Annotated in this window: 19 protein-coding genes; 16 read left to right on the top strand and 3 right to left on the bottom strand. The window is 72.5% G+C overall.

All coding sequences use genetic code 11. The features are described from left to right. Nucleotides 1-38 precede the first annotated feature (38 nt). Nucleotides 39-1,418, bottom strand: coding sequence for a dihydrolipoyl dehydrogenase (lpdA, locus tag HBO46_RS11925; protein WP_224769016.1), 1,380 nt, complete (start codon nucleotides 1,416-1,418; stop codon nucleotides 39-41). Nucleotides 1,419-1,586: 168 nt separating this feature from the next. On the opposite strand from lpdA, the gene HBO46_RS11920 reads away from it, so the two are divergent. Both HBO46_RS11920 and HBO46_RS11915 read left to right on the top strand, forming a co-directional pair. After that, nucleotides 1,587-1,910, top strand: a complete 324-nt coding sequence (locus HBO46_RS11920; protein ID WP_166139258.1) for a hypothetical protein — start codon at nucleotides 1,587-1,589, stop codon at nucleotides 1,908-1,910. Between the two features lie 250 nt (nucleotides 1,911-2,160). Beyond that, nucleotides 2,161-3,291, top strand: coding sequence for an HNH endonuclease (locus HBO46_RS11915; RefSeq protein WP_166139260.1), 1,131 nt, complete (start codon nucleotides 2,161-2,163; stop codon nucleotides 3,289-3,291). A 100-nt stretch (nucleotides 3,292-3,391) separates the two neighbouring features. On the opposite strand, the gene HBO46_RS11910 is transcribed toward HBO46_RS11915, so the two are convergent. Then, nucleotides 3,392-4,909, bottom strand: coding sequence for a leucyl aminopeptidase (locus tag HBO46_RS11910; protein WP_166139262.1), 1,518 nt, complete (start codon nucleotides 4,907-4,909; stop codon nucleotides 3,392-3,394). 42 nt (nucleotides 4,910-4,951) lie between these two features. Between HBO46_RS11910 and gcvT the strand changes: the two genes are divergently transcribed. The 10 genes from gcvT to HBO46_RS11860 are packed head-to-tail and all read left to right on the top strand — an operon-like array spanning nucleotide 4,952 to nucleotide 12,921. After that, nucleotides 4,952-6,076 carry a glycine cleavage system aminomethyltransferase GcvT gene (gcvT, locus tag HBO46_RS11905; RefSeq protein WP_166139264.1) on the top strand — a complete coding sequence of 375 codons (1,125 nt, stop codon included), beginning with the start codon at nucleotides 4,952-4,954 and terminating at the stop codon, nucleotides 6,074-6,076. Between the two features lie 2 nt (nucleotides 6,077-6,078). Next, nucleotides 6,079-6,336: a hypothetical protein gene (locus HBO46_RS11900; RefSeq protein ID WP_166139005.1), complete on the top strand. Its 258-nt coding sequence runs from the start codon at nucleotides 6,079-6,081 to the stop codon at nucleotides 6,334-6,336. A gap of 14 nt (nucleotides 6,337-6,350) precedes the next feature. After that, on the top strand, nucleotides 6,351-6,776 hold the full coding sequence (locus HBO46_RS11895) for a hypothetical protein (protein ID WP_166139266.1): 426 nt from the start codon (nucleotides 6,351-6,353) through the stop codon (nucleotides 6,774-6,776). 19 nt (nucleotides 6,777-6,795) lie between these two features. Further along, nucleotides 6,796-7,140: an aminoglycoside adenylyltransferase domain-containing protein gene (locus HBO46_RS11890; RefSeq protein WP_166139268.1), complete on the top strand. Its 345-nt coding sequence runs from the start codon at nucleotides 6,796-6,798 to the stop codon at nucleotides 7,138-7,140. A gap of 40 nt (nucleotides 7,141-7,180) precedes the next feature. Then, nucleotides 7,181-8,023, top strand: a complete 843-nt coding sequence (locus tag HBO46_RS11885; protein WP_166139270.1) for a PhzF family phenazine biosynthesis protein — start codon at nucleotides 7,181-7,183, stop codon at nucleotides 8,021-8,023. A gap of 9 nt (nucleotides 8,024-8,032) precedes the next feature. Beyond that, a complete protein-coding gene (locus HBO46_RS11880) occupies nucleotides 8,033-8,842 on the top strand; it encodes a thymidylate synthase (RefSeq protein ID WP_166139272.1) in 810 nt (269 codons plus the stop codon). Between the two features lie 13 nt (nucleotides 8,843-8,855). Continuing rightward, entirely contained in the window at nucleotides 8,856-9,323 is a 468-nt protein-coding gene (locus tag HBO46_RS11875) for a dihydrofolate reductase (protein ID WP_224769015.1), read from the top strand. A 25-nt stretch (nucleotides 9,324-9,348) separates the two neighbouring features. Then, the gene (locus tag HBO46_RS11870) at nucleotides 9,349-10,287 is read left to right on the top strand and encodes an LLM class F420-dependent oxidoreductase (protein WP_166139275.1); all 939 of its coding nucleotides are present in this window, start codon (nucleotides 9,349-9,351) and stop codon (nucleotides 10,285-10,287) included. Nucleotides 10,288-10,330: 43 nt separating this feature from the next. After that, complete coding sequence (gene dapA / locus HBO46_RS11865; RefSeq protein WP_166139277.1) at nucleotides 10,331-11,224, top strand: 4-hydroxy-tetrahydrodipicolinate synthase; 894 nt, start codon at nucleotides 10,331-10,333, stop codon at nucleotides 11,222-11,224. Nucleotides 11,225-11,235: 11 nt separating this feature from the next. Beyond that, on the top strand, nucleotides 11,236-12,921 hold the full coding sequence (locus HBO46_RS11860) for a ribonuclease J (protein WP_166139279.1): 1,686 nt from the start codon (nucleotides 11,236-11,238) through the stop codon (nucleotides 12,919-12,921). A gap of 118 nt (nucleotides 12,922-13,039) precedes the next feature. On the opposite strand, the gene HBO46_RS11855 is transcribed toward HBO46_RS11860, so the two are convergent. Beyond that, the gene (locus HBO46_RS11855; RefSeq protein ID WP_166139281.1) at nucleotides 13,040-16,174 is read right to left on the bottom strand and encodes a M4 family metallopeptidase; all 3,135 of its coding nucleotides are present in this window, start codon (nucleotides 16,172-16,174) and stop codon (nucleotides 13,040-13,042) included. Between the two features lie 740 nt (nucleotides 16,175-16,914). Between HBO46_RS11855 and HBO46_RS11850 the strand changes: the two genes are divergently transcribed. The 4 genes from HBO46_RS11850 to pgsA all read left to right on the top strand — a co-directional run bounded on the left by HBO46_RS11850 (nucleotide 16,915) and on the right by pgsA (nucleotide 23,747). Further along, entirely contained in the window at nucleotides 16,915-19,617 is a 2,703-nt protein-coding gene (locus HBO46_RS11850) for an FtsK/SpoIIIE family DNA translocase (RefSeq protein WP_191480138.1), read from the top strand. Further along, entirely contained in the window at nucleotides 19,614-21,515 is a 1,902-nt protein-coding gene (locus tag HBO46_RS11845) for a helix-turn-helix domain-containing protein (RefSeq protein WP_166139283.1), read from the top strand. The genes HBO46_RS11850 and HBO46_RS11845 overlap by 4 nt, the downstream gene beginning before the upstream one ends. A 142-nt stretch (nucleotides 21,516-21,657) precedes the next feature. Continuing rightward, the gene (gene rimO, locus HBO46_RS11840; RefSeq protein WP_166139285.1) at nucleotides 21,658-23,133 is read left to right on the top strand and encodes a 30S ribosomal protein S12 methylthiotransferase RimO; all 1,476 of its coding nucleotides are present in this window, start codon (nucleotides 21,658-21,660) and stop codon (nucleotides 23,131-23,133) included. Continuing rightward, complete coding sequence (gene pgsA, locus HBO46_RS11835; RefSeq protein ID WP_166139287.1) at nucleotides 23,130-23,747, top strand: CDP-diacylglycerol--glycerol-3-phosphate 3-phosphatidyltransferase; 618 nt, start codon at nucleotides 23,130-23,132, stop codon at nucleotides 23,745-23,747. The genes rimO and pgsA overlap by 4 nt, the downstream gene beginning before the upstream one ends. Nucleotides 23,748-23,865 lie beyond the last annotated feature (118 nt).

Genomic DNA, 23,865 nt, shown 5'->3' with positions numbered 1-23,865 from the left:
AGGTTCCTTCGCTCGCGTTCTCTTCGATGTGGGTGGTGTCAGGAATGCGTGTGGAGCGGCTTGCCGGCCAGGGCGAGGTGTGCCTCGCCCAGCGCCTCGTGCTGCGTGGGGTGGGCGTGGACGAGAGGCGCCACGTCTTCGGGGTACCCCTCCCAGCCGTGGATCAGCTGGGCCTCGCCCACGAGCTCGCCCACCCGGTCGCCGACCAGGTGGATGCCGACGACGGGGCCGTCGGCGCGCCGGATCAGCTTCACGAACCCCTGGGTCTTGAGGATCTGGCTCTTGCCGTTGCCCCCGAGGTCGTAGGTGAGGGTCTCGATCCCGTCCTCGCCGTACGCCGCGCGGGCGGCGCTCTCGTCGAGGCCGACCGAGGCCACCTCGGGTGAGGTGTAGGTGACCCGGGGGATGCCCGCCTCGTCGATGGGGCGCGGGTCGAGCCCGGCGATGTCCTCGGCCACGAAGATGCCCTGCGCGAAACCGCGGTGGGCGAGCTGGAGGCCGGGGACGATGTCGCCGACGGCGCGGACGCCGTCGAGGTTGGTGCGGCAGCGCTCGTCGGTCAGCACGAAGCCGCGCTCCATGGCCACGCCCTGCTCGTCGTACCCGAGTGCGTCGGTGCGCGGGCCGCGCCCGACTGCGACGAGCAGCAGCTCGGCCTCGATCACCTCGCCGCCGGCCACGGTGACCGCGACCCCGGTGTCGGTGTGCGTGACGCTCTCGAAGGCGGTGCCGGTGCGCACGGTGATGCCTCGCTTGGAGAAGGCGCGCTGGAGGGCCTTGGAGGAGGCCTCGTCCTCGCCGGCGACGAGCCGGGGGAGTGCCTCGATGATGGTGACCTCGGCGCCGAAGCTGCGCCACACGCTCGCGAACTCGCAGCCGATGACGCCGCCGCCGAGCACGGCCACCGTCGCGGGCACGCGGTCGAGGGTGAGCGCGTGGTCGGAGGTCAGGACCCGCTCGCCGTCGATGTCGAGGCCGGGCAGCGTGCGCGGGTAGGAGCCGGAGGCGAGCACGACGTGCCGCGCTGTGTAGGTGGTGTCGCCGACGGTGACCTGGCGGGGGCCGGTGAGGCGGCCGTGGCCCTCGATGACGGTGATGCCGCGGCTGCGCACGAGGCCGGTCAAGCCGTTGAACAGGCGCTTGACGACGCCGTCCTTGTAGGCCTGGACCCCGGCCATGTCGATGCCCTCGAGCGAGGCGCGGACGCCGAACTGCTCGGCGTGGCGCGCGGAGTCGGCGACCTCGGCGGCGTGCAGGAGGGCCTTGGTGGGGATGCAGCCCTGGTGGAGACAGGTGCCGCCGACCTTCGACTCCTCGACCACGGCGACGCTCAGGTCCAGCTGCGCGGCCCGCAGGGCGCACGCGTAGCCACCAGAGCCTCCGCCGAGGATGAGTACGTCGTAGTCGGTGTCGGCCACCGTGTTCCTTCCCTGTGTGCCGCGCGAGCGGGGCCCCATCTTCGCACCTTCCGCCACGCTGTCCACACCGGGTCGCGGGCGGTGAACTGGCCCGCAAGTGCGGTGCCAGCAGGCAGACTGTCCCTCATGGGTCTGATGGATCGCTTCCGACGTCGCTCCGGTGGCCGGATGAGCAAGCCGGCAGCGGACGGGTTCCGCACCGGCTCCACGAGTGTCCGGGCAGCGAGCAAGGTCGACGAGGAGCACCTGCGCACGTGGGTCACCGCGCGCCGCGGCGTCGAGGGCTTCGTCGAGCCGCGGACCGCCGTCAGCGACGTCACGCTGCTTCTCGTCGCCCACGACGGTGAGTGGACGCGCCGCCGCGTCCCCTCCGTCGAGTGGGCCCACCGCTTCTGCAACACCTTCCAGGTCCCGTCGTACGACGCCGCCGTCGTCGGCATCCCGCAGCGCATGCGCGACTACAACCGGCGCCGCAAGCAGCAGGGTCTGTAGGGCCTGCCCGTCGGTCGAGCGCTGGGCGGTAGGTGGGCGGGCCCCTTGGTCGAGTGGTGCCCGTGGGTCGAGCTCGTCGAGACCCCCGAGGGCCGGCTCGCGTCCGCGATTTTCTTTACTTCACAGGCCTTGCTCGCCCCTGTTCCTCGAACGTGCGTTCGAGTAGAATGAGGCATGGCCGACTCCGAGCTCCCCGACTGCGACACTCCAGCCGCCGTGCTGGCGTTCGCGCAGGCGCAGCGGGTCTGCCGTGCAGCGGGGCGAGCTCGCCGTGCCGCTGGCCGGGGAGGGGACGCCGCTGGTCGCTGAGTTCGCGCCGATGGAGTTCGGCGCCGCACTCGGCCTGTCCACCGACGCGGCCCGGGACCTCGTCGGTGACGCGCTCGAGCTGGCCCACCGGCTGCCGCGGATCTTCAAGCGCGTCCGCGCCGGCGAGGTGCCCGCCTGGAAGGCCCGCCGGGTCGCGCAGCTGACCACCGCGCTGCCGCTGGCCGGTGCCGAGTTCGTCGACCGACAGCTCGCCGCAGTCGTCGGCAAGATCAGTTGGGCCGGGATCGGACGTCTCGTCGACAGCGCCCGGGTGACGTTCGACCCCGAGGGTGCGGAGAAGGACCGCCGCGAGGCCGCCGACGGACGCCGCTTCGACGTGCGCACCGACGAAGCCACCCACGACGGGACCGTGCACGTGGAGGGTCTCCTCGACCTGGCCGACGCGATCGATCTCGACACCGCGATCCGTCAGGGCGCCGAGGAACTCGCGACCCTGGGGTCCACGGAGTCGTTGGACGTGCGCCGCTCGATGGCCGCCGGGGAGCTCGCCCGGCGCCAGCTGACCTTCGACCTCCGCACCGAAGCCGGTGAGGGCGCCGCCTCGGTGGTCAAGCCGCGCCAGGTGGTCATCCACGTCCACCTCTCGCACGCCGCGATCAGCCGTGACGAAGCCGGCATCGCCCACGTGGAGGAGACCCGATCCATCGTCTCCACCGCCCAGGTCCGCGACTGGTGCAGCAGCGACGCCCAGGTCGTGATCAAGCCGGTCATCGACCTCGAGGACCACCACCACACCGACGCCTACGCGATCCCCGACAAGCTGGTCGAGCAGACCAAGGTCGCCCAACCGGTGTGTGCGTTCCTGTGGTGCGAGCGCCCCGCCCGTCGCTGCGACACCGACCATGTGATCGCCCACGGGACCGGCGGCCCGACGTGCTCGTGCAACCTCGCCCCGCTTTGCCGCCGACATCACCGGGCGAAGACGCACACCGCATGGACCTACGACAAGACCGATGCCGCGACGTACCTCTGGCGCTCACCCCACGGGCTGCACCTGATCAAGGACCACGGCACCACCCGGCTCGTCACCGCCCACCCGCCCGACGAGTAGGTCCACCGCCTCAGACCCCGCCAGAATTTTCTGGCGGGGTCTGACGGTTGCCCAGGCTCTGCTTGCCGGTCTCGACAGGCTCGACCGACGGAGGCCCGGGTCAGCGCTCCTGGGCGGCCAGGGCCCGTGCGTAGTCGACCAGGGTGGCGACGGCGAAGCCGGTGCCGCCGGAGGTGACGTGGCCCGAGGCGCCGCCGGAGGTGTACGCCGGGCCGGCGATGTCGAGGTGGGCCCAGGGGAGCCCGGCGGTGAACTCGCGCAGGAAGGCCGCGGCGTACAGCCCGCCGCCCCAGCGGATCCAGTCGTGCTGGGCGAGGTCGGCGATCTTGGAGGAGTGGATGCGCTCGTCCATGATCTCGGGGATCGGCATCGGCCAGACGTCCTCGCCGGCGCTGGCGGCGGCGGCGCGCACCTGCTCGACGATCTCAGGGGAGCCCATCACGCCGGCGACCTTGTCGCCGAGCGCGACGACCATGTGGCCGGTGAGAGTGGCGACATCGACCACGACGTCGGGCTTCTGCTCGGTGGCCCGGACGAGCGCGTCGGCCAGCACCAGGCGGCCCTCGGCGTCGGTGTTGAGGATCTCGACGGTGGTGCCGCCGTACATCCGCAGCACGTCGCCTGGGCGGGTGGCGGAGCCGGAGAGCATGTTCTCGGCCATCGGCACGAACGTGCTGACACGCACCGGCAGGCCGAGCCGGGCGATCGCGACGGTCGCCTGCACGACGGCGGCGGCGCCGCCCATGTCGGACTTCATCTCGTGCATGTTGGCGGCCGGCTTGATGCTGAGGCCGCCGGAGTCGAAGGTGATGCCCTTGCCGACCAGCGCCAGGTGGGTGGTGGCGCCCTTGGGGGTGTAGCTGATCTCCACCAGTCGCGGGGGCGCGTCGGAGCCGGCGCCCACGCCGAGGATGCCGCCGCAGCCGAGCTCGGCCAGCCGCTTCTCGTCGAGCACCGTCACCGACAGCTTCGGAGCGCCGCGGCCGCTGCCGATCTCGTTGAACGCGGTCTCGACGGCGTCGGCGAACGCCGGCGGGCGCAGGTCGCCGGGCGGCGTGTTGACCCAGTCGCGGCAGGTGGCCACGGACTCGGCGACCACCTGAGCCTCCTCGAAGGCCGCCTTCACCTCGGCGTCGCGCGCGTCCGGGGTGAGCACGACGACCTCGCCGGGGTGCTCGCTCGCGGTCTCCTTCGCGGAGTCGGACTTGTACGCCGTGAACGTGTAGCCGCCGAGCATCCAGCCCTCGGTGACGGCGCGCACCAGCGCGGGGGAGTCCGCGGGCAGCGCCACCGCGACGGAGGCGGAGTTGGGCACCGCGCGGGCGGCGGCACCGGCGGCGCGGCGCACCTGGACCGGCGTCGGCTCCTTGCCCAGGCCCACCAGCACGAGCAGCGGCGCGGTGATGGTGCCGCCGGTCGGGATCCGGGTGATCTCCCCGGCGCCGCCCTTCACCGCCAGGCTGGCGAGCAGCGGCGAGAGCTTGCGGCCCCACGCCGACGCGACGTCCTCGCCGCCGGGGGCGAGCTGCACCCCCTTCGGCGTCTGCACGACACCGACGACGACAGCGTCGCAGCGGGTCTTGGCGGGACTGGCCTTACGCAGCGTGTACGACGTCACGGTTGCAGGCTAACCGGTGGCCGTCGACGGTAGGTTGACGCCATGGTCGGAACCACTGCGCCGCTGCTCAGGTCCCCGCTGCACGAGCGCCACACCGAGCTCGGGGCGAAGTTCGCCGAGTTCGGCGGCTGGTCGATGCCGCTGGAGTACCCCACCGGCGTGGTCAAGGAGCACCAGGCGGTCCGCACCGGGGTCGGCCTCTTCGACGTGAGCCACCTGGGCAAGCTCGTCGTGCGCGGTCCCGGCGCCGCGGCGTACCTCAACTCCGTCCTCACCAACGACCTGGACCGGATCCGCCCCGGCCAGGCGCAGTACACGCTGTGCTGCGAGGACGCGACCGGCGGCATCGTCGACGACCTGATCGTCTACCTGCGCGGTGACGACGAGGTCCTGCTGGTCCCCAACGCGTCGAACTCCGCTGAGGTCGAGCGCCGCCTCGCCGCGCAGGCACCGCCCGGCGTCGAGGTCGTCGACGAGCACCGCGACCACGTCGTCCTCGCCGTGCAGGGCCCGGAGTCCGACGAGGTGCTGACCGAGCTCGGCATGCCCGTCGGCCATGACTACATGTCCTTTGCGCTGGCGCCGTTCCGTGGCGAGCGGGTCGTGGTGTGCCGCAGCGGCTACACCGGCGAGCGCGGCTACGAGCTGATCGCGCCGTACGCCGTCGCGGTCCCGCTGTGGGACGCGCTCCTGGAAGCCGGTCACCGGCGCGGCATCGTGCCGTGCGGGCTGGGTGCGCGCGACACGCTGCGCACCGAGATGGGCTACCCGCTCCACGGGCAGGACATCACCCTCGACACCACGCCCGTCCAGGCGCGGCTCGCCTGGGCGGTCGGCTGGGACAAGCCGTCGTTCTGGGGCCGCGAGGCGCTGCTCGCCGAGCGCGCCGCCGGCCCGAGCCGGGTGCTGCGCGGGATCGTGGCCGCCGGTCGCGGCATCCCGCGTCCCGGCATGACGGTCTCCGAGGGCCCTGACGCCGCCGGCGACTCCGCCGGAGAGGTCACCTCCGGCACCTTCTCCCCGACGCTGCGCAAGGGGGTGGGCCTGGCCTATCTCGCCCCGCACGTCAAGGTCGACGCCGAGGTCGGCGTCGACGTCCGCGGCCGCCGCGAGGCCTTCGTGGTCACCAAGCCCCCGTTCGTCCAGCCGTCCGTGCGAGAGGTGTAGCCGTGTCCCTTCCCGACCAGCCCCCGACGTTCCGCGCCCCCGTCCCCGCCGAGCAGCCGTGGTGGTGGCGCCCCGAGGACTCCACCGGCGCCGAGGTGAGCCTCGAGGGCGAGCTCGCCGGACAGCGCTTCGAGAGCCAGGCCGACGCCGAGTCCTGGGTCGGCGAGATCTGGGCCGACCTGGCCGACGCCGGCGTCGACGCGGTCACGCTCTTCGAGCACGACCGCGCGGTCTACGGCCCGATGTCGTTGCACCCCTGAGCGTTCCCGACCCGGTGACGCGCCCCGTCGGCGACAGCCTCCCGGGGCCCGTCGCCGACCTCTGCGCTGACTTCCTCGCCGCGGCGCCCCCCGGCCTGGTCGAGGCGCTGCACCTGCGCGGCGGCGTCGCGTTCGGCGAGTGGGTCGAGGGGCACAGCGACGTCGACTTCGTGGCGGTCCTGGCCCGGCGACCCGACGCCGCGGACCTGCGCGCCCTGCGGGCCGTCCACGCGCACCTGGCTACGAGCCACCCGACGCCCTTCGATGGCTACCACCTGCTCGCCAGCGACCTGGCGGGCGACCCGCGCCGATGCCCCGACGTGCCTGGCGTGCTGCACGGGCACTTCGAGGACGAGCAGACCGTCCACGAGGCCGTCGTGGTCTGGCACGAGCTCGCCCACCGGACTGACCGTCGCCGGGCGGCCGCTCGTCGCAGGTGAGGTCTGGACCGATGCGGACGTGCTGCGCGAGTTCACCCGCACCAACCTCGACACCTACTGGCGCGAGACCGCCCACGCTCTCGCCGCGATGCCGGGCGAGGCGGCCCGGGAGCAGTCGTGCTCCTGGTGCGTGCTCGGCGTGGCCCGCCTGGACCACCTCCTGGTCACTGGCGAGATGACCACCAAGTCGCGGGCCGGCCGCTGGGGCCTGGGCCACTATCCAGTGCGCTTCCACCAGGTGCTGCGCGAGGCGCTGCGCCTGCGAGAGCACCCCGCCGCGCCCTCGTCGTACGACGACCCGGCGCGCCGCGGGCGCGACGTCGCGGCGTTCACCGCCCACGTGGTCACCACCGGCGCCGGCTGAGCGCCACTGGTCCCACCGCCGGCTGGGTACGGTGCCGGGCATGCACCGCTTCCGCCAGGTCGACGTCTTCTCCTCCGCTCCGCTGCTCGGGAACCCGGTCGCCGTCGTCCACGACGCCGACGACGTCAGTGACGCCGACATGGCGGCGTTCGCGCGCTGGACCAACCTGTCCGAGACCACGTTCCTGCTGCGCCCGACCGAGCCGGGCGCCGACTACCGGCTGCGGATCTGGACGCCGGGCGGCGAGCTGCCGTTCGCCGGGCACCCCACGCTCGGCAGCGCGCACGCCTGGCTCGAGGCCGGCGGCGTACCGGCGGGCGAGGACCTGGTGCAGGAGTGCGGTGCGGGTCTGGTGCGGATCCGGCGCACCGACCGGCTGGCCTTCGCCGCGCCGCCGCTGATGCGCTCCGGCCCGGTCTCCGAGGCCGACCTGGCGCGGATCGCCGGCGCGCTGCGCATCGACGTCGCCGAGATCGCCGGCAGCGCCTGGATCGACAACGGCCCGGGCTGGGTCGGGATCCAGCTCGGCGACGCGACGGCGGTGATCGGCCTGCAGCCGGACTTCGCGGCGTTCGGCGACCTCAAGATCGGCGTGCTCGGCATCTACCCGCCCGGCGCCAGCGACGCGGAGATCGAGGTGCGCGCGTTCTGCCCGGGCTACGGGATGCCCGAGGACCCGGTGACCGGCAGCCTCAACGCCGGTCTCGCCCAGTGGCTGGCCGGCTCCCGTCTGCCCGCGTCGTACGTCGCCTCGCAGGGCACCGCGCTGGGACGGCGCGGCCGGGTGCACGTCGAGACCGCCGAGGACGGCACCATCTGGGTGGGCGGCGACACGGCGACCACGGTGGACGGCAGCGTTCTCCTCCCCGGCGCCGACGGCTAGGCTCGCGCGGTGCGCGCCTACCTCGACCTCATGCAACGGGTGCTCGACGAGGGTGTGGAGAAGTCCGACCGCACCGGCACCGGCACCCGGTCGGTCTTCGGACACCAGATCCGCTTCGACCTCACCGCCGGCTTCCCGCTGGTGACCACCAAGAAGGTGCACACCCGCTCGATCTTCGGCGAGCTGCTGTGGTTCCTGCGTGGCGACACCAACGTCGCGTGGCTGCACGAGCGCGGCATCTCGATCTGGGACGAGTGGGCCGACGACAACGGCGACCTCGGCCCGGTCTACGGCCGGCAGTGGCGCTCCTGGCCGACCCCGGACGGCGGCCACGTCGACCAGATCGCCCAGGTCGTCGCCCAGCTGCGCGCCGACCCCGACTCGCGCCGCCACGTCGTGTCGGCCTGGAACGTCGCCGACATCCCGTCGATGGCGCTGGCGCCCTGTCACACGATGTTCCAGTTCTACGTCGCCCCGCAGACCGACGGCCCCGGCCGGCTGTCGTGCCAGCTCTACCAGCGCAGCGCCGACGTGTTCCTCGGCGTGCCGTTCAACATCGCCTCCTACGCGCTGCTCACCCACATGGTCGCCCAGGTGACCGGGCTCGAGGTCGGCGACTTCGTGCACACCTTCGGTGACGCCCACCTCTACAGCAACCACCTCGAGCAGGCCCGTCTCCAGCTCACCCGCGAGCCGCGGCCGCTGCCGACGCTGCACCTCGACCCCTCGGTGACCGAGCTCGACGCCTTCGACCTCGAGCACATCACCCTCGAGGGCTACGACCCGCACCCGGCGATCAAGGCCCCCGTTGCCGTCTGAGGCGCGGCCCCGGGTGGTGCTGATCGCCGCCGTCGCCGACAACGGCGTGATCGGCGCGGACGGCACGATCCCGTGGCACCTGCCGGAGGACTTCGCCCACTTCCGGCGTACGACGCTGGGCCACGCGCTGATCATGGGCCGCGCGACGTACGACTCGATCGGGCGCCCGCTGCCCGGGCGCACCACGATCGTGCTCACCCGCGACCGGGCCTGGTCGGCCGAGGGCGTGCTCGTGGCCCACGACCTCGACGAGGCGCTGGCGCTCGCGGCCGAGCGCGGGCTGACCGCCTACGTCGCCGGGGGAGCGGCGGTCTACGCCCTCGCGCTGCCGGTCGCCGACGAGCAGGTGCTCAGCGAGGTCCACCTGAGCCCCGAGGGCGACACGCGCTACCCCGACTTCGACCGTGGCCAGTGGCGCGAGAGCGCTCGCGAGGCCCACGACGGGTTCGACGTGGTCCACCTGGTGCGCGTGCGCGACTGACCCGCCCGCCTGTCAGAGTGGGGCCATGAGCAACGGTGTCGAGCTGCGCGTGTTCACCGAGCCCCAACAGGGCGCGACCTACGACGATCTGCTGCGGGTCGCCCAGGAGGCCGAGCGACTCGGGTACGGCGCCTTCTTCCGCTCCGACCACTACCTGACGATGGGCGGCGACGGCCTGCCCGGCCCCACCGATGCGTGGACGACGCTGGCCGGGCTGGCGCGGGAGACCAGCACCATCCGCCTCGGCACGCTGATGACCTCCGCGACCTTCCGGTACCCCGGCCCGCTGGCGATCCAGGTCGCGCAGGTCGACCAGATGAGCGGCGGGCGCGTCGAGCTCGGCCTCGGCGCCGGGTGGTTCGCCGCCGAGCACGCGGCGTACGCGATCCCGTTCCCCGACACCCGCGAGCGCTTCGACCGCTTCGAGGAGCAGCTCGCGGTGATCACTGGCCTCTGGCGCACCCCGGCGGGCGAGATCTTCGAGCACGCCGGCACCCACTACCCGGTCACCGGGTCGCCCGCCCTGCCCAAGCCGACGCAGACCCCCGGCCCGCCGGTGCTCATCGGCGGGCGCGGCAAGCGGCGCACCCCGGCGTTGGCGGCCCGCTACGCCGACGAGTTCAACCTCCCGTTCGTCGACCTCGAGGAGACCCGGGCGCAGATCGCGCGGGTCACCCGCGCCTGTGAGGACCTGGGGCGCGACCCCGCGACGATGACCTGGTCCAACGCCCTGGTGCTGTGCGTCGGCAAGGACGAGGCCGAGATCGCCCGACGCGCCGCAGCGATCGGGCGCGAGGTGGCCGAGCTGCGCGAGAACGGTCTGGCCGGCACGCCGCAGGAGGTCGTGGACAAGATCGGCGCCTACGCGCAGGCCGGTGCCCAGCGGATCTACCTGCAGGTACTCGACCTCGCCGACCTCGACCACCTGCGCCTGGTGGCCGCCGAGGTGGCGCCGCGCCTGTGACCGGTGGCGCTCCCGCGGGTCGTGGGGGGATAGCCTTGCCCGCATGACCTCGGCTGCACCCTTCGGCACCGTCCTCACCGCGATGGCCACTGCGTTCCACGCCGACGGCTCACTCGACCTCGACGGCACCGCCCGCATCGCGCGCCACCTCGTCGACAACGGCCACGACGGCCTCGTCGTCTCCGGCACCACCGGCGAGTCGCCCACGACGACCCCCACGGAGGACGGCGAGATCCTCGCCGCCGTGAAGGACGCGGTCGGTGACCGCGCCACGCTGGTCGCCGGTGTCGGCACCAACGACACCCGCACCTCGATCACGCTCGCCCAGCAGGCCCGGCGCAACGGCGCCGACGGCGTGCTGCTCGTGACGCCTTACTACAACAAGCCCGGGCAGCGCGGCATCCTGCAGCACTTCCGCCAGGTCGTCGACGCCGCCGAGCTCCCGGTCATGCTCTACGACATCCCCGGTCGCACCGGCAGCCAGATCTCCCTGGAGACCTACGCCGCGATGGCCGACTGGGAGAGCGTCGTGGCGGTCAAGGACGCCGTCGGCGACCTGCCCCGCGGCGTGCGCATCATGCAGATGGGCTACGCCGTCTACTCCGGCGACGACATCGCCAACCTCGGCTGGCTGGCGCACGGCGCCGCCGGCTTCGTGTCCGTGTGCGGACACGTGATGGGCAACGAGCTGCGTGCCATGCACGACGCCTACCGGGCCGGCGACGCCGTCAAGGCCCTCGAGATCTTCACGCGGATGCTCCCCGCGATCGACGCCGTGATGGGCGTCGCCAACTATGGAGCGACCACCGCCAAGGCAGCGCTCCAGCTCCTCGGCGTACTCGACAACCGGCGCGTCCGCTCCCCTCTGGTGGAGCTGGACGACGACGAGGTCGCCGCGCTGCGCGCGGCCCTGGTCGCGGCCGACCTACTGCAGTAAGGACCCGCATCTTGAGCCACTCCCACCCCGAGCTGTCCGCACCGCCCGCACTGGCCAAGGGAGGCCTTCGGGTGACCCCGCTCGGCGGCCTGGGCGACGTCGGGCGCAACATGACCGTCTTCGAGTACGACGGCCGCCTGCTGATCGTCGACTGTGGCGTGCTGTTCCCCGAGGACCACCAGCCCGGCGTCGACCTGATCCTCCCGGACTTCTCCTCGATCCGCGACCGCCTCGAGGACATCGAGGCGCTGGTGCTGACCCACGGCCACGAGGACCACATCGGCGCCACGCCGTACCTCCTGCGCGAGCGCCAGGACATCCCGCTGGTCGGCTCCGAGCTCACCCTCGCGCTGCTGGACTCCAAGCTGCGCGAGCACCGGCTGCGCCAGACCGTGCACCACAAGGTGCGCGAGGGCGACACCATGACCTTCGGGCCCTTCGAGCTCGAGTTCGTCGCGGTCAACCACTCGATCCCCGACGCGCTCGCCGTCGCGATCCGCACCGGCGCCGGGGTCGTGCTGCACACCGGCGACTTCAAGATGGACCAGCTCCCGCTGGACGGCCGGATCACCGACCTGCGCGCCTTCGCCCGTCTCGGCGAGGCGGGCGTCGACCTGTTCCTCACCGACTCCACGAACGCCGAGACGCCCGGGTTCACGCCCGCGGAGAAGAACATCACCCCGGTCATCGACCAGGTCTTCCGCGAGTCCTCCCAGCGCATCATCGTGGCCTGCTTCGCCTCCCACGTGCACCGTGTCCAGCAGGTCCTCGACGCCGCCGTGGCGCACAACCGCAAGGTCGCCTACGTCGGGCGCTCGATGGTGCGCAACATGGCGATCGCCCGCGACCTGGGCTACCTCACCGTGCCCGAGGGCGTGATGGTCGAGGCCAAGGAGCTCGCGCACCTGGCCCCCGAGCGCCAGGTGCTGATCTCGACCGGTTCGCAGGGCGAGCCGATGAGCGCGCTGAGCCGGATCGCGCAGCGCAACCACAACTTCGTGCACATCGAGGAGGGCGACACCGTCCTGCTCGCCTCGAGCCTGATCCCGGGCAACGAGAACGCCGTCTACCGCGTCATCAACGGCCTGGCCCGCTGGGGCGCGCGAGTGGTGCACAAGGGCAACGCGATGGTGCACGTCTCCGGGCACGCCAGCGCCGGCGAGCTCCTGTACTGCTACAACATCGTGCAGCCGCGCAACGTGATGCCGGTGCACGGCGAGATCCGGCACCTGCTGGCCAACGGCGAGCTCGCCAAGGCCACCGGCGTCGAGAACGTCGTCATCGCCGAGGACGGCATGGTGGTCGACCTCGTCGACGGGGTCGCCCGGGTCACCGGCAAGGTCGACTGCGGCTACGTCTTCGTCGACGGCTCCTCGGTCGGCGACATCACCGAGTCCGACCTCAAGGACCGCCGGATCCTCGGCGAGGAGGGCTTCGTCTCGGTCATCGTCGTGGTCGACTCGGTCAGCGGCAAGGTGGCCTCCGGCCCGGAGATCCACGCACGTGGCAACACCTTCTCCGACGCCGACTTCGAGGACATCAAGCAGCCGATCATCGACGCGATTGACCGCGCGATCGCCGACGGCAACACCGACACCTACCAGCTGCAGCAGACCGTGCGCCGCACGATCGGGCGCTGGGTCAGCAACGCCCACCGCCGCCGGCCGATGATCATCCCGGTGGTCATCGAGGCCTGAGCCTCCGCACGAAAGGAACGGGCCCCGCCGGACATCGTCCGGCGGGGCCCGTTTCGTCGTGCGGGGAGTCAGCGGGGGAGTGGCGGCACCGACCGCGAGACCGGTGCCGCCACCCGCGCTACTTCTTCTTGGCGACCACCCGGATCTTGAAGGTGGTCCGGCTGCCGTTGACGGTGTCGCTGCCGAGGTACTTCGCGGCCAGGGTGTGCGTGCCGGGCTTGAACCGCGGCCCGCCTGCCTTCACCTTGATCGTGACCGTGCCGTTGGCGCCGAGCGTGCCACGGGCGACGTTCTTGCCCGCCTTCAGCAGCTGGACGGTCCCGGCCGGGGTCGTGCCCGCGGCCTTGACCTTGACGACGGCCTGGAAGGAGCCGCCGCGGGTCACCTTGGCCGGCTTCGCGGTCGCGGTGGTGGTGGAGCGCACCGCAGCCGGCGGCGCGACGGTGCCGTCGGAGCAGACGACGACCTGGATGTCGTCGACGTACCAGCCGTCGATGCCGTTGCAGCCGTCGCGACCCATGTCGAAGCGGAACTGCAGCGTGTCGCCGGCCTTGCCGATGGTGCTGAGGTCGACCTGGGTCTGGCCCCAGCTGCCGCGGATCTCGCCGCCGTCGGTGCCGGTCCAGGCAGGCTCACCGGCCATCGGGCTGGTGTTGCCCTCGGCCGCCGTCGCCAAGGCGGCGTTCGGGGCGTTGAAGAGGAAGGCCTCCTCGGGCAGCAGCTCGAAGTCGCCGCCGTTGACGCTGACCTTCACGTTGCCGCCGTCCCACGACGCCTCGGTGGAGACGTAGTGGTCGAACGTCATCCGCGGCGAGGTGCCCCTGGGCAGCGTGAGGACCGGGCTGATCAGCCCGTTGCGGCTGGAGACGTCTTCGGCGTCGCCGGCGCAGCTCCCCTCGTCGGCGGGGTCGGGTGCGAAGGCGACCTGCGAGGTGTGCCCGCCCGGCGCGTCGGCCACGGTGGTCCACTCATACCCGTAGCCGTCGAAGGTGAGCTCCTCGTCCTGGGTCCAGCCGGCCAGGCCGTCCTCGAAGTCCTCGGACCACACGACCTCGGTCTCCAGACCGTCCCCGCACTCGAGCTCGGGGGCGTTGGAGTCGAGCAGCGGCTTGAAGTCGCACTGCGTGGGCTCCTGGTCGAGCTCGACGGCAGCGGCGGCCGCCGTGACCGCGGCGCAGTCGGCTGCGCTGATTACCTCGTCCGAGGCCCGCTGGTCGCGGGCGTCGGTCGAGAGCGCGTTGAGACCGCGGCCGGTGAGGTCGGTGCAGGAGGCTGCCAGCCCGTCGGCGAGGTCGGTGAAGTCCGACGTGGGCGTCAGGTAGTTGGCCTGGGTGCGCCAGAAGAGGTGCGCGGCCTTGGTCAGCCCGATGCCGGGCACCGTGACGTCGTTGAAGGTGCCACCGTCGACCAGCAGGGCGAAGGCGTGGTTGGGGACACCGGAGTTGCTGTGCACGCCGCCGGCGTCGTCGGTGCTGCAGTGGTACTGGGCGTCGGAGACCTTGCCCGGGTCGCCGTAGCAGTTCGGGTTCCACATGTCGCGGATCGCGCCGCCGAAGGCCGGGTCGCCCTCGCCGGAGAGCCAGCGGTAGGAGTTGTCGGTCTCGTCCTCGCCGGCCGGGCCGACGGTGATGTTGACCGGCCCGTTCGCGGCCTTGATCTTCGCGCCGTCGGCGGTGCGGACCATCAGGCCGTAGATGTCGGCGCTTCCGGACATCGAGATGGGTGCGCCGCCCGGGTCGTTGTTGCCGACCACGATGCCGGTGGCGCCCGCGTCCTCGGCGTTGGCCGCCTTGATCGCGAACGAGCAGGTGCCGCGGTCGACGTAGGCGAACTTGCCGGCGACCGCGCCGGCGTTGGTGAACGCCGTGCAGCCGTCGGTGGCGGTGGTGCCGTCGGTGGCGTCGTCGGTGGCGACCACGACGTCGGTGGTCAGCGGCGCGCTGAAGACCGGGCCGAACGAGGCCGGGGCGGCGTCACAGGGGCCGGCGATGTCGGCGGGGGAGTTGATCGTCATCTCGATCGGGCCCCGCGTGTAGGCCGAGCACTGCCCGTCGGCACGGCGGCTGTTGGGCGTCTCGTTGAAGCGGTCGTTGAGCTGGTCGACGGTCTCGCCCCAGATGTCGGAGAACGACTCGTTCATCGCGCCGGCCTGCCACTGGTAGATCAGGCCCGAGGTGTACTCGGTGTAGGCGTGGCCCCACTCGTGGGCGACCGTGTCGTCGCTGGTCACCCCGTTGCAGTAGTTGGTGGTCACGCCGTTCCAGTTGGCGTTGGGGCAGCTGATCCGCGGGTCGTTGTTGACGGTGCGCATGATCGCGCCGCGGTCGTCGTAGGAGTCGCGGCCGAAGGCGTTGTAGAAGAACCAGTACGCGTCGCCGGTGCCGTCGACCAGGTCGAGCTGGGAGGAGGTGAGACCGGTGCGCGGGTTGCCCTCGCGCCAGACCCGGTCCAGCTTCACGGTGTCGTCGGCGGCGTCGTCGGGCGTGCCGCCGTTGTTGACCGAGGCCTCGTAGAGCTCGCGCTCGAGGCTGTGGATCATCGACCAGCGGTTGACCGGCTTGCCGCTGGCGGCGTCGACGATCACCGTCTCCCGCACGTCGCGCTCGTTGGTGACCTCGACCTCGTAGGCGAGCACGGCGTCGCCGGCCTCGCCCTTGATCGCACCGAGGCGGTAGATCACCAGGTCGCTGGCGGCGGCCTCGAGGCCGCCGGGTCGGGCGCCCTCGGGCGGGTCGGCCTTGACGGTCGCGACGGCGCGCTCGCCTGCCTGCGCCGCGGTGAGGCGCGGAGAGGTGGAGATGTCGAGATCGGGCGCCACGAAGCCGTTGACGGCGGTCAGGTCGCCCTCGCGGTCGAGGTGGGCGCGCAGCCGGGAGCCGAACACCTCCACGCCGCGGTAGCGCTGGACGTAGTCGACGGTCCAGCCGTGCTCGTCGGCGGTGACGCCGCTCTGCACGAGCTGGGCGCGCGGCGCGCCGAACGCGTCGCTGTAGCGGTCGAGGTAGGCCGAGGCCTTGTCGACGGAGCCCTTGCGGGAGCCGCCCTCGACCGAGGGGAGCAGGTCGGTGGCGCGGACGAAGCCGACGGCGCCGGTCGCGTCCTCACGGGTGAGGCTGACCTTGCCCTCCGCGACGTTGCGCATCTTGGCGACGAGGGAGTCGTCCGCTGCGGTGGTGCGGGGTGCGGGCCCCGCGGCCGAGGCGTGGAGCCCCGGTGCGGCCGCGAGGCCGGCTGCTACGAGCGCAAGGCTCAAGCCCTGCATGGAGAACTTCACGAATGCTTCCCCTCCGAGTTGGGTGACACAGGCGACCTCCTGCGGGTGGCCGTGGACGCACAGTAGAGACCGGCGGGGACAGCGGTCCATAGGCTGGCCGGAAATCGTCCGCGCCGGACCCGGGCCGGCGAGAGATTCGACCGACCCCGCCGCCCGGTTCCGGAGGACGTGCCCGCGCGTGCGGTTCTCGCGACCCGGCCGCCCGGCGGTGTCGGGTGACCTCACATGCGGACCTCCGCCACCGCGGCAGGAGCCGGCGACCGGACGGGGGAGTACAGATGAGAGCTCGACCGCGGAGCGCTCGGTATCGCCTGGGTCCTGGTCTCGGCGCGGACGGGAGCAGGTGAGTCGCCCACCTTCCGGTTCGTCACGCTGCGACAGCGCTACACGATCGCGCTCACCTGCCGTGGCCCGGAGCAGTCGAGGTCCTGCCCGGCCCCGGTGGGCACGTCACGTGCAACGGCATCGCGTCGGCCACGATCGTCGCTGGACGACCGCCCGGCCCGGAGCAGCTCCGGCTCCGCGCGGGTGACCGCACGCGCTGGCACGTCGTGGTGTAGAACGGCGACCCGGTGCGGGCCCGCGCGGTGTCGGCGCGGTCCACCCACCGGTAGCGGCACCCCACCCTGGACGCACGGGACAGGCTGCACCTGCGACACACCCCTGGACCACGCCTGTGGTCCCTGTGACGGGTGGTGCGTTGGCCTAGTGTCGTCACCATGGCGACCCGTACGTCTTCCCCGCCGGGGTCGCGGAGCAAGAGCACGTCCACCAGCGGATCCCGTGGATCCGCCAAGACTGGTTCGAGCACCCGACCCCGGAGTACCAGCTCCTCGACCCGCTCCGGCACGGCCCAGCGCAAGCCGGCCAGCCGGTCGCGCTCTGCCGCCTCGCGGCCGGCACCGCGCGCCGTGCGCAGTGGCCCAGGACCGGTCGCCCGGATCTTCACGGCCCTCGGCCGGGGCCTGACCGCGGTCTGGCTGGGCCTGGCCCATGCCATCGGCGCCACCGCCCGCAGCCTGGGGCGCAGCGCCCGTGATCTCGAGCCCGAGCACCGTCGCGACGGCGTCGGCCTGCTGCTGATCGGCCTGGCCGTCGTGGTCGCCGCCGCGGTGTGGTTCCAGGTCGGCGGCTCCGCCATGGACCTGTCGCGGACGATGGTCGCCGGCACGGTCGGCAAGGTCGCCTGGCTGGTCCCGCTGGGTCTGGTGTGGATGGGCTGGCGCACCATGCGCGACCCCGTCGGCAACGGCCCGGTCGGTCGGCAGGTGATCGGCTGGACCGCGCTCGCCTTCGGCGTGCTCGGCATCGTGCACATCGCCAACGGCAGCCCCGAGCCGGTGCAGGGCGACGCCAGCCCGCTGCAGGACGCCGGCGGGGCCGTCGGCTTCGTCGTGTCCTCGCTGCTGCTCGACCTGCTCCGGTCGGCGTACGTCGTGGTCCCGCTGCTCGGCCTGCTCTCCTTCTTCGGCACCCTGGTCATCACCGCCACACCGCTCTACCAGGTGCCCGACCGGCTGCGCGACCTCAGCGACCGGCTCACCGGCCGTCCGCTCGAGGACGACGAGGAGGCGGCCCCGCGGGGTCGCTCGCGCCGCCACCACGACGACGAGATCGACCCCGAGATGGGCGACCCGGCGTACGACACCCCGGTGCTGGAGGACCGCGAGGTCGCCAAGCGCCGCCGCAAGCGCGATGCCGTGGACGTCGCGCTCGAGCAGGACGCCCGCAAGGAGGCGCGCCGCGAGGCCGCCGACCAGGCTGCCGCCGACGACGGTGACGACGTGGGGATCGACCTCTTCGCCGAGGCGCCGACCCAGCTCACCCCGGTGGTCTCCCCGGTCGTCCCGGACCCCGACCACGGTGCCTCAGCCGCGGGCCGGAAGGGCGACCTCGAGCCGCCCCCGCACTCGCCGATCCCCGCCCGCGTCGAGCAGCTCGCGCTGTCCGGCGACGTGGTGTACTCGCTGCCCGCCGACGACGTGCTCAAGCCGGGGTCGCCGCACAAGCTGCGCTCCAAGGCCAGCGACGACGTCGTGCTGCGCCTGCAGAGCGTGCTCGACGAGTTCAGCATCGACGCCCAGGTCACCGGCTACACCCGTGGCCCGACCGTCACCCGCTACGAGGTCGAGCTCGGCCCCGGGGTGAAGGTCGAGAAGATCACCAACATCCAGAAGAACATCGCCTACGCGGTCGCCTCCGCCGATGTCCGGATCCTCTCGCCCATCCCCGGCAAGTCCGCGGTCGGCGTGGAGATCCCCAACCTGGACAAGGAGATCGTCTCGCTCGGCGACGTGCTCCGGTCGAACGCCGCCCGCGCCGCGCACCACCCGATGATCGCCGGGCTCGGCAAGGACGTCGAGGGCGGCTTCGTGGTCGCCAACCTGGCGAAGATGCCGCACCTGCTGGTGGCCGGTGCCACCGGCTCGGGCAAGTCCTCGTTCATCAACTCGATGATCACCTCGGTGCTCATGCGGGCCACGCCCGACGAGGTTCGGATGATCATGGTCGACCCCAAGCGGGTGGAGCTGAACGCCTACGAGGGCGTCCCGCACCTGATCACCCCGATCATCACCAACCCCAAGAAGGCCGCCGAGGCGCTCCAATGGGTCGTGCGCGAGATGGACCAGCGCTACGACGACCTGGCCAACTTCGGCTTCCGCCACATCGACGACTTCAACAAGGCCGTCCGGGCCGGCAAGGTCGAGGTCCCCCTCGGCTCGGAGCGCAAGCTCACGCCGTACCCCTACCTGCTGGTGATCGTCGACGAGCTCGCGGACCTGATGATGGTCTCCCCGCGCGACGTCGAGGACTCGGTCGTCCGCATCACCCAGCTGGCCCGTGCGGCCGGCATCCACCTGGTGCTGGCCACCCAGCGTCCCTCCGTCGACGTGGTCACCGGCCTGATCAAGGCCAACGTGCCCTCGCGCCTGGCCTTCGCCACCTCCTCGCTCGCCGACAGCCGGGTCATCCTGGACCAGCCGGGCGCGGAGAAGCTGGTCGGCCAGGGTGACGGTCTGTTCCTCCCGATGGGTGCCTCCAAGCCCGTGCGCGTGCAGGGCTCGTGGGTCACCGAGGCGGAGATCGCCCAGGTGGTGGCCTTCTGCAAGACCCAGCTCGAGCCGGAGTACCGCGAGGACGTCACGGCCCCGGCCGCGTCCAAGAAGGACCTCGACGACGACATCGGCGACGACCTCGACCTGGTGATCCAGGCCGTGGAGCTCGTCGTCTCGACCCAGTTCGGCTCGACCTCGATGCTCCAGCGCAAGCTGCGCGTGGGCTTCGCGAAGGCCGGGCGCCTGATGGACATCATGGAGAGTCGCGGCGTGGTCGGTCCCAGTGAGGGATCCAAGGCCCGCGACGTGCTCGTCAAGCCCGACGAGATCGACGGTGTGATCGCAACCTTGCAGGGGGAGATGTGAGCAGCCAGCCCACGTACGACGACCCGACCGTGCACGACGAGCTCCCGGAGCCGCACGACTCCTCCCTGCTGCCCGAGGGTGTGGTGGAGGTGCGCCGCAACGGTGGCCTGGCCGCCGCGATCGGCGGCGTGGCCGCGGTCATCGCGATCCTCTACCTCTCGCGCGCCACCGGCAGCGGCGCGTGGGTCGACTGGACGCTGACCGCCGTGATGGGGCTGCTGGCGGCCGCCTGGCTCCAGGGCTTCGTGGACGCCCGCACCCCGCTGCTGGTCGCCGACCAGCACGGCATCCGGGTGCGCCAGGGCCGTGCCTGGCACGGCATGCCGTGGAACGACATCGACGCCGTCGAGCACCTGCCGCGTCACGGGCTGCTGCGCGACGGCCGGCTCGAGGTGTTCACCCACGACGGCGCCGCGGTCGCGGTCCCGCTGGCACTCTCGACCTCGGTGGTCGGTGACGGCGGGCACCTGACGGAGGCGCTCGCCCAGCTCGCCGGCGACAGCAGCGAGATCGTCGAGCTGGACCGGTTCGCGGCCGACGACGCCGAGGCCGAGGCCGATGACGAGGGCACCACCGACGAGCCCGTCGTCACGCACCCGGTCACCGACGAGGTGCCGGAGGTGCGCGAGCCCGTCGCCGCCACGCACGCCGAGGAGGCCGTCGAGGCCCCGCACCGCGACCTGACGGACGACCGGGCCGACGACCGGGCCGACGACCGGGCCGACGACCAGTACGACGCCCCGCGGCTGCCGGACCCCCGTCCCACCCTTGCCCGCGGCATCGGCGCGATGGCCTCGCGCCTGCGCCGCGGCGCCGGCGGGTCCGAGAGCGCGGGCACCGCGTCGGTCGGCACGCCGGGCGACGGCCCGACGCGCGCTCCGGGCGCCTCGCCCGCCGGGCTGCCGCTGGTCGCCAGCGCGACGCCCAGCCCGCTGCGCGAGCCGCTGGGCGCCACCCGCATCGAGGTGCGCAGCGACCTCACCTTGAACATCCAGGGCGCCAACGCGCTGCGCCTGGACCCCTCCGAGCGCGACGACGCCGGCGCCGGCGACCTCCCCGAGGCGCGCGAGCTGCGCCGGCCCGGCAGCGTGAGCCTGGTCGAGGACACCCGCTGGGGCGACCGGGTCTCGCCGATCGCGAAGGCCGGCGAGGCCGTCGCGCCCATCGTGATCGAGGACTTCTCGGCCGTTCCCGCTGCCGACCCGGTGATCGGTCCCGAGCTCGCGGCCGCACGCACCCGCCTCGGCCTCAGCGTGGACCAGCTGGCCGATCGCACCCGGATCCGCCCGCACGTCATCGAGTCGATCGAGGTCGACGACTTCACGCCCTGCGGCGGCGACTTCTACGCCCGCGGCCACCTGCGCACGCTGGCGCGGGTGCTGGGGGCCGACGCTGCCCCGCTGCTCACCGAGTACGACGCCAAGTACGCCGACGCGCCGATCAGCCCGCGGCGCGTCTTCGAGGCCGAGCTGGCCACGGGGGTGCACGGCGGCATCCGCGGCACGCGCGGCGGCCCGAACTGGTCGGTGCTGGTCGCCACGGTGATGGTCCTGGTGCTGGCCTGGTCGGTGGCCCGCCTGGTGATGGACAGCCCGTCCACCCTGAACGAGGCGCCGACGCTGAACGGCTCCGGCGGCCTGGCCGCTCCCGGGGACCCGGTCCCCGTGCTGCTCGACGCGGCCGGCGGCGGGGCAACGGTGAAGGTCATCGACGGCAACGGCAAGACGGTCTTCGACGGTGATCTCGCCTTCGGCCAGACCAAGAGCCTGGCCAAGGTGGTGCAGCCCGTGCAGGTCGTCACCTCGGACGGCTCCCTGGAGGTCTCGGTCGACGGCGTCGACGCCGAGCCCGTCGGGGACACCGGTGCGCGCTCGACGCGCACCTTCGGGAGCAAGTGACCAGCAGCTGACCAGCATCGTTTGCGTGACCGGCCGATCGGCCGGGTGACGTCCCGGGCGGGTGCGCCGTGCGTGAGCACGGTCACCCGCCCGGTGTTGCATTACGGTGCTTCGCCCCCGAGGCGTCATACTCGGTAGCGCCATGACCCTCCCTGACACAGCGCGCCCCGACGCGGCGCCCACCCCCCTCTCGGTCGCCCTGGTGACGCTCGGCTGCGCGCGCAACGAGGTGGACTCCGAGGAGCTCGCCGGCCGTCTCGAGGCCGGTGGTTTCGTGCTCGTCGAGGACCCCGAGGACGCCGACACCGTGGTGGTCAACACCTGCGGGTTCGTCGAGGCCGCCAAGAAGGACTCCGTCGACACCCTGCTCCAGGCCGCCGACCTCAAGGACACCGGTCGCGCCCAGGCCGTCGTGGCCGTGGGCTGCATGGCCGAGCGCTACGGCAAGGACCTGGCGGAGTCGCTGCCGGAGGCCGACGCCGTCCTTGGCTTCGACGACTACCCCGACATCGCCGCACGCCTGCGCTCGATCGTGGCGGGGGAGACCCACCACCCGCACACCCCGCAGGACCGTCGCCGGCTGCTCCCGATCTCGCCCACCGAGCGCTCCACGGACGCGGTCAGCGTGCCCGGGCACGCGGTGGCGACCACCGGCGACCTCGGCGTGGGCGGCCCGGCGAGCGGGCCCCGCGGCCTGCGCCGCCGCCTGGACGGCGGGCCGATGGCCCCGCTGAAGCTGGCCAGCGGCTGCGACCGGCGCTGCTCCTTCTGCGCGATCCCGAGCTTCCGCGGCTCCTTCGTCAGCCGTCGCCCGGCCGACGTGCTCTCCGAGGCGCGCTGGCTCGGCGAGCAGGGGGTGCGCGAGCTCTTCCTGGTCAGCGAGAACTCCACGTCGTACGGCAAGGACCTCGGCGACCTGCGCCTGCTCGAGACGATGCTTCCCGCGCTCGCCGCGGTCGACGGCGTCGACCGGGTCCGCGTCTCCTATCTCCAGCCGGCCGAGACCCGCCCGGGCCTGGTCGAGGCGATCGCGAACACCCCGGGTGTCGTGCCCTACTTCGACCTGTCCTTCCAGCACGCCAGCGCCACGGTGCTGCGCCGGATGCGCCGCTTCGGTGACCCCGAGAGCTTCCTCGGGCTGCTGGACCGGGTGCGCTCGCTCGCGCCGACCGCCGGGGTGCGCTCCAACGTGATCGTCGGCTTCCCCGGCGAGACCGAGGAGGACCTCGAGACCCTCTGCGACTTCCTGGTCGCGGCCCGCATGGACGTCACCGGCGTCTTCGGCTACTCCGACGAGGACGGCACCGAGGCCGCCAGCTACGACGGCAAGCTCGACGAGGACGAGGTCCGCGCCCGCACCGAGCACGTCACAGCCCTGGTCGAGGAGCTCAACGCGCAGCGCGCGGAGGAGCGGATCGACGAAGAGGTCGAGGTGCTCGTGGAGTCCGTCGAGGACGGCGAGATCGCCGGCCGCGCGGCCCACCAGGGCCCCGAGGTGGACGGTACGACGTACCTCTCCGGGACCAGCGCCAAGGTCGGCGACCTGGTGCGCGCCCGCGTGGTCTCCACCGACGGCGTCGACCTGGTGGCCGAGGCCATCGCGGGGGCGACCCGATGACCGACACCGGGGCCCGGCCCAGCAACCTCAACGTGCCCAACGTGCTGACCACGCTGCGCATCGTCATGGTGCCGTTCTTCGGCTGGGCGCTGCTGATGGACGGTGGCGACTCGATCACCTGGCGCCTCGTCGCGTGGGTGCTGTTCGCAGTCGCGATGATCACCGACAAGATCGACGGCGACCTGGCGCGCAAGCACAACCTGGTCACCGACTTCGGCAAGGTCGCCGACCCGATCGCGGACAAGGCGATCACCGGCATGGCCTTCATCGGGCTCTCGATCGTCGGCGACATCTGGTGGTGGGTCACCATCGTGGTGCTGCTGCGCGAGTGGAGCGTCACCCTGCTGCGCCTCTCGGTGCTCAAGAAGGTCGTGATCGCGGCCGCCGACCTCGGCAAGCTGAAGACCACCTTCCAGGCCCTGGCGCTCGGCGGCCTGGTGCTGCCCCTGCGCGACCCCGACCTGCCGTCGTGGGCCGAGCTGCCGGGCGAGGTGCTGTTCTACGTCTCCCAGGGCTGCCTGGCGGTCGCCGTCGCGCTGACCCTGTGGTCGGGCTATGAGTTCTTCCGCGGCGTCTGGCGCCAGCGCGACGAGCTCCGGGGCACGATTCGGTAAAAGTTGCGGGGCCCGAGGACGAAGCCGCCGGGTGCCCGCAACAGCGAGAACTGACGAGATCTCGCGCCCCGTTTGGGTGCGCGCTGCCGAGTGGGCCGGGTTGCGGGCGGGAACAGGG

The organism is Nocardioides ochotonae, assembly GCF_011420305.2.
GTDB lineage: Bacteria > Actinomycetota > Actinomycetes > Propionibacteriales > Nocardioidaceae > Nocardioides > Nocardioides ochotonae.
The sequence above is the reverse complement of the archived record's forward strand: the minus strand, read 5'-3'. Positions and strand labels throughout refer to the sequence as shown.